Here is an 11,918-nt window from a genome sequence, read left to right on the forward strand (position 1 = left end):
GCGTTCGGCGACTGGTCGATGTACCGACTGTGATGTCTCTCACAGGGCATCGGTCGCCCCGGAGTCGCCTCACGCCCGGGGTCAGCCGCGGGCCGACCCGGTGGAATCACTCATCTAGACTTCGAGACGGCTACCTCGCCTATCCCGTCTGCGTATTCAGGAGCGAACAATGTCCTCCCTTCGTCCTCCGCTCGCCGGTCTGGCCGAAGTGGTCGCGGGTGACGCCGCGCTGCGGACGGTCACCGATCTGGTCGGCAAATCCGGGGTGGAATTGGTCGCGCCGTCGGCCGTGCGGCCGTTCGTCGCCGCGACGATCGCCGATCAGCGTCCGCTGGTGGTGGTGACCGCGACCGGTCGCGAGGCCGACGATCTGACCGTGGAACTCACCGAGATGCTCGGCCCGTCGGTCGCCGTGTTCCCGTCCTGGGAGACCCTGCCGCACGAACGCCTCTCGCCCGGCCCCGACACGGTCGGGCGCAGGCTGGAGGTACTGCGCAGGCTGGCCCATCCCGAAGACCCCGTCTACCCCGAACCGCTGCGGGTGGTGGTCACCACGGTGCGTTCGCTGATGCAGCCGATGACGGCCGGGCTCGGCGATATCGAGCCGGTCGTGCTGCGGGTCGGCAGCGAATTCGACTTCGACGAATTGCTCGCTCGCCTGGTGGAATTCGCGTACACCCGCGTCGACATGGTCGGCAAGCGCGGCGAGTTCGCGGTGCGCGGCGGCATTCTCGATCTGTTCGCGCCGACGGCGGATCATCCGGTGCGGGTGGAGTTCTGGGGCGACGAGGTCACCGAGATCCGCCCGTTCTCGGTCGCCGATCAGCGCTCGCTCACCGAGGGCACCATCGAGCTGGTGGTCGCGCCGCCGTGTCGCGAGTTGCTGCTCACCGCGCCGGTGCGCGAACGCGCCATCGCGGTCGCCGCCGACAACGAGGCCGATGCCTCCCTGGTCGAGATGCTGAACAAGATCGCCGAGGGCATTCCCGTCGACGGCATGGAGGCGCTGCTGCCGGTCCTCGCGCCGGGCAAGCTCAGCCTGCTCACCGAGGCACTGCCCGCGGGCACCCAGTTGCTGCTGTGCGACCCGGAGAAGATCCGTACTCGCGCAGCCGATCTCGTGCGCACCGGCGAGGAGTTCCTCGAAGCCTCGTGGACCGCGGCTTCTTTCGGTAGCGACGCGCCGCTGGGGGCCAACGGCCTCGACCTGGCGGCCTCCGGCTACCGCAACCTGACCGAATTACACACCAGCGCAGACGAACTCGGCCTGCCGTGGTGGACGCTGAGCCCGCTCAGCTCCGGCGATCCGATCGAGGTGAACCTGCCGGTGGCCGCCGGGCCCACCGCCCGTGGGTCCGAGGAACTGGTCGCCACCATCTTCGCGTCGCTGCGCGCGCACGTGGCCACCGGCGGCCGCGCGGTGGTCGTGGTCACCGGTCACGGCACCGCGCAACGAGTGCTGGAACGGCTCGGCGAGGCCGAAGTGCCCGCCGCGTTGCTGCCCGCGGGTGCGGTGCCGGAGCCGGGAGTGGTCGGCGTGCTGTGTGGTTCGCTGCACGACGGGCTGATCTTCGACGATGCCGGACTGGTGGTCGTCGCCGAATCCGATCTCACCGGCAACCGGGTCACCGCGCCCACCGAGGGCAAGCGGCTGCCCGCCAAGCGCCGCAACCAGGTCGACCCGCTCGCCCTCACCTCGGGCGACATGGTGGTGCACGACCAGCACGGGATCGGCCGGTTCGTCGAGATGATCGAGCGCACCATCGGCGGCGCACGGCGTGAGTACCTGGTGATCGAATACGCGCCGAGCAAGCGCGGCCAGCCCGGCGACCGCCTGTTCGTGCCCATGGAATCGCTGGACCAGCTCTCCCGCTACGTCGGTGGCGAACTGCCGAGCCTGTCCAAGCTCGGCGGCTCCGATTGGGCGAACACGAAACGCAAGGCGCGCAAAGCCGTTCGCGAGATCGCGGGCGAGCTCGTGCAGCTCTACGCCGCGCGTCAGGCAGCGCCGGGCCACGCCTTCGCCCCGGACACCCCGTGGCAGCAGGAGATGGAGGACGCGTTCGCGTTCACCGAGACCGTCGACCAGATGACCGCCATCACCGACGTGAAGTCGGACATGGAGAAGGCGGTGCCGATGGACCGCGTGGTCTGCGGCGACGTGGGGTACGGCAAGACCGAGATCGCCGTGCGCGCCGCGTTCAAGGCGGTACAGGACGGCAAGCAGGTCGCCGTGCTCGTGCCCACCACGCTGCTCGCCCAGCAGCACTTGCAGACCTTCACCGAACGCGTCGCGGGCTTCCCGGTGACGGTGAAGGGGCTGTCCCGGTTCACCGATGCCTCGGACTCCAAGGAGATCATGGCCGGGCTGGCCGACGGCTCGGTCGACATCGTGGTGGGCACCCACCGGCTGCTGCAGACCGGGGTGCGCTGGAAGGACCTCGGCCTGGTGGTGGTCGACGAGGAGCAGCGCTTCGGTGTGGAGCACAAGGAACACATCAAGGCACTGCGCACCCACGTCGACGTCCTCACCATGTCGGCCACCCCGATCCCGCGCACCCTGGAGATGAGCCTGGCCGGCATCCGCGAGATGTCGACCATCCTCACCCCGCCCGAGGAACGTCATCCGGTGCTCACCTATGTGGGCGCCTACAACGACAAGCAGGTCACCGCCGCCATCCGCCGCGAGCTGATGCGCGACGGCCAGGTGTTCTATGTGCACAACCGAGTGTCCTCGATCGACAAGGCCGCCAAGAAGATTCGTGACCTCGTGCCCGAGGCACGGGTGGTGGTGGCGCACGGCCAGATGAACGAGGACCAGCTCGAGAAGACCGTGCAGGGATTCTGGGAGCGCGAATACGACGTGCTCGTCTGCACCACGATCATCGAGACCGGCCTCGACATCTCCAACGCGAACACCCTGATCGTGGAACGTGCCGACTCGCTCGGTCTGTCGCAATTGCACCAGTTGCGTGGTCGCGTCGGTCGTTCCCGTGAGCGCGGCTACGCGTACTTCCTGTATCCGCCGGAGAAGCCGCTCACCGAGACCGCCTACGACCGCCTGGCCACCATCGCGCAGAACTCCGATCTCGGCGCGGGCATGGCCGTGGCGATGAAGGACCTCGAGATCCGTGGCGCGGGCAACGTGCTCGGCGCCGAACAATCCGGTCACGTCGCCGGTGTCGGCTTCGATCTGTATGTGCGACTGGTCGGCGAGGCCGTGGAGGCCTACCGCGCGGCGGCCGACGGCAAGCCGATCGTCACCGAGGAGAACAAGGAGGTGCGCATCGATCTGCCGGTCGACGCGCACATCCCGCCCGACTACATCGCCAGCGACCGGCTGCGGCTCGAGGGCTACCGCAAACTCGCCTCCGCCCACGACGATACGGCCCTGGCGGCGGTCGTCGAAGAGCTCGTCGACCGCTACGGCCCGCTGCCGGTGGAGGTCGGGCGACTGGTGGCGGTGGCCAAGCTGCGCCTGCTCGCGCGCGAGTACGACGTGTCCGAGATCGTGGTCACCGGCTCCTCGCTCAAGATCGCCCCGCTGAATCTTCCCGATTCCAAACAACTTCGGCTCAAGCGGATCTACCCCGCAGCCAACTATCGCCCGGCGAGCGGGCTGATCACCCTGCCGCTGCCGCGGATCACCGACAGTGTCGGCGCCGACCGGGTGCGCGATGTGGCAGTGCTGCAATTCGTCGCCGATCTGCTGCTGGTGCTGGACGGTAAACCCCAGGGGATGGTGGATCTCTCGGTGCCGACGGAAGCCGCGTCGGCGCGATGAGCCCGGAGATGTCGCAGGAGCAAGCAGACACCGCGGTCGTCGCCGCTGGACTGTCCGACGCCGTCGAGGTGATGGATCGCCTCTGGCATTTCGGCGGCTGGGAGCGCACCCAAACCCACGAATCGCTGCGCCCCTATCTGCTCGAGGAGACCTACGAACTCCTCGACGCCATCCAGGCGGGCGACGCCGAGACCATCAAGGAAGAACTCGGCGATCTGCTGTTGCAGGTGCTGTTCCACTCCCGAATCGCCGAACACGCGGGCGAATTCACCGTCGACGACGTGGCGGCGACCCTGGTCGGCAAACTCGTCCACCGCAGCCCCTACCTCACCGATGCCGAGTTCTCCTCGGGTACCTCGATGGCCGCCAAGATCGCGGCGCAGGAAAAGGCATGGGAGGAGCGCAAATCCGCGGAGAAAGCGCGCCGCTCCTGCCTCGACGGCATCGCCATGGCCCAGCCCGCCCTCGCTCTCGCCGAGAAGATCCGTACCCGCAGCGCCACCGCGGGCCTGCCCGCCGACCTCGTCCCGGACACGCTGCGCGTGGTCGAGCTGGGCGGCCCTGATTCGGCCGAGGAACGCCTGCGCACAGCGTCCATCGACTTCGCCACCGCCATCCGCGCCGCCGAGGACGCCGCCGAAGCCGAACGCGGCGCTCGGTCGCCGCTCAGCGCGGACGACTGGCATACCTTCTGGCCGCGCTGAGCCTCACCCGCCGATCGCGTCGGCTACCGCTGAGCTAACGATGCTCCGCGGGTTCGGGGCACGGTACCGACGGCTGAGACGTTGCTGAGATCTCGAGGACAATCGTGCGCGCGCCAGCGGGCAAGGGCCACACAGCTTTAGACTCGAAGCAGCTCGCCGTCCGCGGCGGGGCAGGGGTCCGGCGATCGTCGAGGTGAGGTTGATGGGTACAGAGGTAGATCCGGCAGGGCAAGATGTGATGGCCGACCATCCTGAGCTGGACGCGTTGCCGGTATGGCCGCAGGAAACCATCGCGGTGCTGGTGACCACCGATGCCGGGCCGCACGCGATCCCGGTGTCGTGGCCGGTACGCGCGGGTGATCGGCGGATCCTCATCAGTTTGAAGTCCGATCGTGGGTCGCTGGCACGGTTGCGGGCGCAGCCGGAGGTGGCGTTGCTGATTCTGGGCGGCGGCAATGTGGCGCTGTGCGCGCGCGGCCGGGCGACGGTCATCGCCGAGCAGATGCCGTCGGCGCAGGATTACACCGCGGTGCAGCTGGACATCGACGTGATCGACGACCACCGCCAGTCCGCGTTCGCCGTCGATCGTGGCATCCAGCGCACCGTCCTCGACGACACCGAACTGCGGGCACTGGAGGGGCGGGTCGAGACCCTGCGGTCCTGGATCGACGACGGGCCCACAGCGTAAGTTCCTCTACGGCACACCATCTGGACAGAAGGGTTTTCATGAGCGTCACACTCGCCAAGGGCGGCAATGTCTCGCTGTCGAAGCAGACCGACAACCTCACCAAGGTGGCGGTCGGTCTCGGTTGGGACGTGCGCACCACCACCGGTGCCGACCACGACTTGGACGCCAGCGCGTTGGCCACCGGTACGAACCTGAAGGTGCTCTCGGATCAGCACTTCATCTTCTACAACAACCTGCGCTCGCCGGAAGGCACCATCGAGCACACCGGTGACAACCTGACCGGCGAGGGTGACGGCGACGACGAGATCATCAATGTCGACCTGGCGGCCACTCCGCCGGCGATCACCAACATCTTCTTCCCCGTGTCGATCCACGACGCCCAGGCCCGTGGCCAGTCGTTCGGCCAGATCCGCAACGCCTACATTCGCGTCACCGACGCGAACACCGGCGTGGAACTGGCGCGCTACGACCTGTCCGAGGACGCGTCCACGGAGACCGCGATGGTGTTCGGCGAGCTCTACCGCCACAACAACGAGTGGAAGTTCCGCGCTGTCGGCCAGGGTTACGCCTCGGGCCTGGCGGGCATCGCCCGCGACTACGGCGTGAATCTCTGACGAACCACGACAAAGGCGGGCGACACATAGTCGCCCGCCTTTGTCGTGCTCGCTGTCATCGTGATTGGGTGACCGGCACCCGTCGTGGCGCGACCACGTCGACCTGATCGAGCAGGGCGAAGTACTTGCGCAGCATCAGTACGGCGGTGGTGGCCAGACCGGCCGTCAAGCCCCACCAGACCCCGGCCGCGCCCAGATGCAGCGGGAAGGCGAGCAGCAGCGCTGAGGGCAGCCCCACGCCCCAGTAACCGACCAGCGACAGCCGGAAGCCCGCAGAGGTCTCCTTCAGGCCGCGCAGGAGCCCGGTGCCGATGTTCTGGGCGGCGTCGAAGAACTGCAGCACGATGCCGATGAGCAGCAGTGTGTGCGCGATGGCGAGCGTGTCGGTGTCGGAGGTGTCGAGGAACGGCGCGAGAACGATGTCCGGCGCGAGCACGTAGACAGCGCCGGTGATGATCGCGATCACCGCGGCCATTCGCAACGCCAGCCAGGCCAGTGCTCGCGCGTGGCCGACCTCATCGCGCGCGACCGCGTCGCTGACCAGGATCGACGCGCCGTGGGACAGCCCGATCGCCATCTGGAACACGATGTAGATGATCTGGTAGACCACATTGTGCGCGGCCAGCGCAGCGGGCCCGAAACTGCCCATCACCAGCGCGAGCACCGAGAACATGCCCGCTTCCGAACCGTAGGTGAGCGCGATCGGCGTGCCGAGCCGCAGTTCCTCGCGCACGGCCGCCCAGCGCACCGGCCATGGCGTCGAGGGCAGGGTGCGGCCGAGTTGGTCGTCGCGGCGCACCATCGCCCAGAGCACCCCGAAGGTGATCAGGAAGACCAGCGAGGTCGCGATGCCGACACCGGTCAGGCCCATCGCCGGAAGGCCGGCCCAGCCGTGGATGAAGGCCAGCGCGAGCACCAGGTTCAAGGCCACCGAACCCAGCGTGACCAGCAGCAACGCCTGCGGCCGCTGCATGCCGACGGTGTACTGGCGCAGCACCTGGAACCACAGACACGGCAGCAACCCCGGCGCGAGCGCGATCATCATCGGCCGCGCGGCGTCGAGCACGCCGACATCCTGACCGAGCCACGGCAACACCCAGCCGAGCCCGATCAGCAGCGCCCCGCCGAGCAGTCCGGCGATCGTCGCGATGACGAACGCGGCCCGCACCACCGCGCGCACCTCGTCGTCGGCCGAATCGCCGCGCTTGCCGGCCGCGCCCAGCGCGCCGGCGATCTGATTCCCGGTGCCGGTGATCAGCCCGACGCACATGGTGCGGATCTGGTTGAACAGCACCAGCGCCAACCCACCCGCGGCGACCTCGCGCACGCCGAGCGTGCCCATCAGCGCGAGGTTGGTCGTCGAGATCGCGATCTGCGCCAGCTGAGTGAGCGCGATCGGCGTCGCCAGCTTCGCCAGCGCGCTGCTATCGGTCGCCGTGCCGTTCACCCACCCGCTCCGGGGTTCGTCTCGCGCGCGTTCGCGCTCACCTGACCTCCATCAGTTCGTCGTGATGCCGCAGCGGCGAGTAGCGGCGCAGCAGCGTGGTCACTTCCGCTTCGGCGGCGGGATCGAGCAGCTCGCGAGCGCTCATCCAGTCGTCGTCGAACACGGTATCGAGATATTTCTCGCCACCATCACACACGATGGTCACCACGGTGGACCCGGCCGGGAACTCCTCGAGCCGCGCCAAGGCATTGTGCACCGAACCGCCCGCGGAACCACCGATCAACAGCCCGTGTGTCCTGGCGACGGCGCGGGTGGTGGCGAAGGCGTCGACGTCGCTCACCTTCACGCCCTCGTCGAGCAGGGCGTAGTCGACGGCGGTGCCGATGGTGGCGCCGGGTGGGGTGCCGGTGCCCGACTGCCAGTACGGTCCGCCCTCGCCGCCGAAGGCGATGGATCCGACCGGCTCGATCCCGATCACCCGGGCGGGCAGGCCGAGGTCGCGCAGCCGGGTGGCGGTACCGAACAGGGAGCCGCCGGTGCCGACCGCGGAGAGCAGGATGTCGACCCGCTCGACCTCGGCCAGCAACTCCTCGGCGACCGCGTAGTAGCCGACCGCGTTGGCGTCGTTGTTGTGCTGTTCGGTGAAGTACGCGTCGTCGCGGGCGGCCGCCATCGCCTCGGCGAGGTCTTCTCGTGCCGAGGTGGCCAGCTCGTCGTCACCGTCGTCGGCGACGAACACCAGGTCGGTGCCCATGGCTCGCATCGCGCGCAACTTGTCCTTACAGGCGTGGTTGTCGACCACGGCGGTGAATCGATAGCCACGTTCGGCCGCGACCACCGCCAAGCCGAGTCCGGTGTTGCCGGACGTCGACTCGATGATATGCCCGCCATCACGCAGCAAACCTCGACGCTCCGCGTCGAGCACCATCGAACGGGCCATTCTGATCTTGGCGGCGCCGGTCGGATTGAACTGCTCGAGCTTGAGCAGCAGCCGCGTGCCGCTGTCGGTGACGGCGAGTTCGAACAGGGGGGTGCGGCCGATCAGGTCCGTCACGCGCGTGACGAGAGCCATGGGGTGTTCCTCCATCGGATCGGTATCTCGGGTGGCTCAGCGGGCAGTGCTGTCCAGACTCCAGCGCAGCCGGTCCGCGCCTGCGCGCAGCACCACCTTCGGCGGGAGCGGGAGTTCGTGGAAGGGGGACTCGTTGGAGTCCATCTGATACCCGGCGGTGTTCGGGTAGACGAGCAGGTCGCCGGTTCGGGCGCGGCGAGGCAGCGGGATGCGCCGCCTGCTCAGCAGGTCGGACTCCAGACAGGTGGTGGCGCCGACGCAGGTGGGGGTGCGATGGCCGGGGCCTTGCGGCCACAGCACGGGATCGGGCAGGTACTCGCTGTCGAACCACTGTTCGGACAGGCTGAGGCTGGTGCCGTCGACGGTGAGGATGTCGTACGGGTTGCCCAGCGCAGTGCGGTTCTTCACGCCCTGGACCCGAAAGACGGAACTGCCCGCCCGGTCGACCAGAGCGCGGCCGGGCTCGACCGCGAGTCGTATTCCGTTGTCGCGCACCAGACCGGCGAGGTCGTTGTGGGAAAGGACGGCTTCGAGCATCGCCGAGCCGGGAGCCGGGAAGTGATAGGGGTAGTAGTCGCCGGGCGGGTTCGTGTGGAACCACTTGTCGCTGAGGGTGTTCTGGAACTCGGCCCACGTCGCGGCATCGAGATAGTCGACGCCGAACCCGCCACCGATCGAGATCGTGTCCGCCGGATGACCGTTGGCCCGCGCGCGCCTGCAATGCCCGACCAGCGCGGCCGCCTGTTCGGAGCGGGCGACGGCGTCATAGCCGGACAGGTGGAAACTGAAGCCCGACAGCGTGATCGGCGCGGTAATGGCCTGGATCGCCTGCTCGAGCTCCATCGGATCGAGCCCGAACCGGCTGGTCGAGCCTTCCGGCAGGACCCGGAGCAGCACCCGCACCGGCAGGCCGAGCGCGGCGAGCCGGTCGAGTTCGTCGAGCGCGTCGATCGCGATCAACGACCGGTGCCGAGCCGCCAACCACAGCAGCTCGTCGGATTTCGCGGGCCCGGTGACCATCAGGTCCTCGCCGCGAACCCCCTGCCCCAGCGCCGCGACGAGTTCGCCGGTGCTGGCGACATCGATCCCCGCTCCGGTCTCCGCGCACGCACGAGCCACGCACGCCGCCTTGTTCGCCTTCTTGCCGAAGTAGACGAACCCGTCGATGCCCGCCTCGGTGAAGGCCGACTGAAATGCCGTGATATTCGCCGAGACCCGCTCGGGGAACAGCACATGGAAAGGCCCGCCGACCGCATCGGCGATATCCCGGAGCAGGTGGGGATCGGCGAGCAGGCGCTGTTCCACCACGTCGGTATGGGCGGGCATCGGTGGTGCGCAGTGCGGCGGCGGCTCGGTGGTCGCCGTCGGGCCGGCGACGCGGTCCTTGATGTGCGGCGCGCTCGGCGGCACCCGCGCGCCGGGTCGCGGCGCGGCGAGCCCGGTGCCGTCCCCGGCGACCCCGGGCTGCGCACCCGTCAGTCCCACAACGGCACCTCCGTGCCACGTCCTTCGGCAATCGCCCTGGCGGCCAGTGCGTGCGCGACCGCGATATCGGTGAGTACCAGCCCGCTGTTGTAGACGAAGATCTTCTCGTCCTCGGTACGGCGGGCCACGGCGCTGCGGGTGAGCACCTGCGGCAGTTCGGCGTCGACCGAACGCAGCGTTCCGTCGGGTCCGACCATGTCGGTGCCCGTCAGCGCCATCTGCGCGGCGCTGGTGGCGACGACCCGATCGGCCTCGACCAGCGTCGACGGTGCCAGACCGTAGCCCACCAGTACCGCCACCGAACCCGGTGCCAGATGCGAGGATTCGAGCGCCACCTCGGTGCCGGGGCCCGCCGTGGCCAGCACCACATCGGCCGACGAGGCCGCCGCGTACGGGTCGTCGACCACATCGAGCAGCGCGTGGGGCGCCGCGTCGGCCAGGTACGAGTGCACGGCGGCCAAGCCCTCGGGATGCGTGCCGTACACCATCAGCTTGCGTAACTGCGGGTTCGCGGCGAGCAAGTGCGGCAACGCATTACGTCCCTGTGTCCCGGTGCCGATGAGCAATACGCTCTCGGCCCCGCGCCGCGCCGTCTCGCGCACCAGCAGCGCCGACACCGCGGGCGTGCGCAACGCGCCCACCCGCGCGCAGTCCATCATCGCGATGGGGGCGCCGGTGGTGTCGTCGTAGAGCGTGATGGTCGTGTAGTACCGCTTGGTGCTGCGGTCGTGACCGGGATCGAATTTGTAGGAGGTCTTCATGGCCACCACGCGCCGGCGCCCGTCGCGGCCCAGCATGGCGTAGGACACCGACGACCCGCCGGGGTCGGCGACGCTCAGCTTGCGTGGATTGTCGGATTCGCCCGCCGCGAAGGCGAGATAGGCCTCCTCGACGGCGCGCACCACTTCGGCGGGGCCGATCGGCACGTCGGCCAGGTCGCTGCGCGACAGCACGCGCAGCCCGATGCCGCGGTCACGGTTGTTCAACGGATCCTCGTTCATCTGCAATGCCCCGCTCTGCTGTCCGATCAGCGACCGCCCGAAACGGGGCGACCACTTGTTGGCCATACCCATTCTCGGACGATTCCTGCGCGCGCCGACGGCGTTCGGGCAGCCGGACATTGATGCGTTTGAGCCAGCGGTCGGTGCCGTCGTAGCGCGCGCGGAACGGAACGCGCCCGTGCACGGCCACGTCGTTGTCCACCAGCAGGATCTCGCCGGGGGCCAGCGCGGGGGCGTGACTGACCCTGGCGAGTTCGGCGGTGAGCCTGGCGTAGGCGGCGCGGAAGACCGCGTCCGCATCGTCGATCGGGGTGTACGCGGGATCGTAACGTGCTGTGACAGCATTGTTTTCGTCGAGCCACAGGGTCGGCAACGGTGCGAGCTGATCGAATCCGGTGCCGTAGGAGACATCGGGCAGGATCGGCAGCGTGGGGGTGGTGAGCGTCCGCAGATCGTCGTCGGACAGGCGCACCTCGCGCACCGAGGACACGGTGGTGGCGACCCGGTCGGGGTTGCGCAGGCAGGTGAGCATGAGCAGATTCGCGCGCTGAGCGTGGAAGGCGTCCTCGGTGTGCGGGCTGAGCAGAGTGGAGCTGCTCGCGCCCGACTGCTCGTCCTCGTGGCCGGCGGCGGGCACGATATTGTTGACCAGTCTGCCGTTCTGCTGGCCCTGCCAGCCGAACGGTTCGCCGGCACAACGCCCGAGCAGCAACATCACGATGTCCAGCTCGAGCGAGCCGGGATGGGCGTGCTCGGCCGCGGCCTGCCAATGTGCCGGGGTGGGACCGAAATCGGCATCCTCGACAGGCAACCCGCGTACCACGGTCGCGCCCGCGGCGGTGGCGGGTGGTCGAACGGCGTGGCGCACGCTGTCGGGCAGCTCGCCGGCGCGCTCGGTGATGTGGGCGAGCAACGCGGGATCGTGCAGCGTCGCGGTGTGGGGTGCGTCACCTAATCGGTGGCGAATATCTGTGGCGAGCGATCGGAGCGCCATCGCGGCGTCGGAATCGAGCTCGCGGTATTCGATGTCGTGCTGGTGAAGCGTCATACGTTCGGAGAGAACGCTTTTCACCGGTTTCCCTTCTTCGCATCGGTCGAAAGCGGGTGGTTTTCGGGCTCGATG

The 11,918-nt window shown here is 68.7% G+C and carries 9 protein-coding genes; 4 read left to right on the plus strand and 5 right to left on the minus strand.

Translation table 11 applies throughout. The features are described from left to right. Nucleotides 1–169 precede the first annotated feature (169 nt). From mfd to ACFWFP_RS21730, 4 genes are all read left to right on the plus strand, one after another. Nucleotides 170–3,784 carry a transcription-repair coupling factor gene (mfd, locus tag ACFWFP_RS21715; protein WP_379297748.1) on the plus strand — a complete coding sequence of 1,205 codons (3,615 nt, stop codon included), beginning with the start codon at nucleotides 170–172 and terminating at the stop codon, nucleotides 3,782–3,784. An 8-nt stretch (nucleotides 3,785–3,792) separates the two neighbouring features. Continuing rightward, on the plus strand, nucleotides 3,793–4,488 hold the full coding sequence (locus tag ACFWFP_RS21720) for a MazG family protein (protein ID WP_379297750.1): 696 nt from the start codon (nucleotides 3,793–3,795) through the stop codon (nucleotides 4,486–4,488). A gap of 202 nt (nucleotides 4,489–4,690) precedes the next feature. Beyond that, a complete protein-coding gene (locus ACFWFP_RS21725; RefSeq protein WP_379297752.1) occupies nucleotides 4,691–5,176 on the plus strand; it encodes a hypothetical protein in 486 nt (161 codons plus the stop codon). 38 nt (nucleotides 5,177–5,214) lie between these two features. After that, on the plus strand, nucleotides 5,215–5,790 hold the full coding sequence (locus tag ACFWFP_RS21730) for a TerD family protein (RefSeq protein WP_379297754.1): 576 nt from the start codon (nucleotides 5,215–5,217) through the stop codon (nucleotides 5,788–5,790). A 55-nt stretch (nucleotides 5,791–5,845) separates the two neighbouring features. Here ACFWFP_RS21730 and ACFWFP_RS21735 read toward each other — a convergent pair whose 3' ends face one another. From ACFWFP_RS21735 to ACFWFP_RS21755, 5 genes are read right to left on the minus strand one after another with little or no spacing between them, the layout of a single operon-like run. Next, entirely contained in the window at nucleotides 5,846–7,237 is a 1,392-nt protein-coding gene (locus ACFWFP_RS21735) for an MATE family efflux transporter (RefSeq protein ID WP_379297756.1), read from the minus strand. Nucleotides 7,238–7,274: 37 nt separating this feature from the next. Beyond that, nucleotides 7,275–8,309, minus strand: coding sequence for a PLP-dependent cysteine synthase family protein (locus tag ACFWFP_RS21740; RefSeq protein ID WP_379297758.1), 1,035 nt, complete (start codon nucleotides 8,307–8,309; stop codon nucleotides 7,275–7,277). Nucleotides 8,310–8,345: 36 nt separating this feature from the next. Further along, the gene (locus ACFWFP_RS21745; RefSeq protein ID WP_379297760.1) at nucleotides 8,346–9,794 is read right to left on the minus strand and encodes an alanine racemase; all 1,449 of its coding nucleotides are present in this window, start codon (nucleotides 9,792–9,794) and stop codon (nucleotides 8,346–8,348) included. Then, a complete protein-coding gene (locus ACFWFP_RS21750; protein ID WP_379297762.1) occupies nucleotides 9,785–10,795 on the minus strand; it encodes an ornithine cyclodeaminase family protein in 1,011 nt (336 codons plus the stop codon). The genes ACFWFP_RS21745 and ACFWFP_RS21750 overlap by 10 nt, the downstream gene beginning before the upstream one ends. After that, entirely contained in the window at nucleotides 10,767–11,843 is a 1,077-nt protein-coding gene (locus ACFWFP_RS21755) for a TauD/TfdA family dioxygenase (RefSeq protein WP_379297764.1), read from the minus strand. Before ACFWFP_RS21755 ends, ACFWFP_RS21750 begins: the two co-directional genes overlap by 29 nt. Between the last annotated feature and the right edge of the window lie 75 nt (nucleotides 11,844–11,918).

The organism is Nocardia sp. NPDC060249 (genome assembly GCF_042728755.1).
Classification (GTDB): domain Bacteria; phylum Actinomycetota; class Actinomycetes; order Mycobacteriales; family Mycobacteriaceae; genus Nocardia.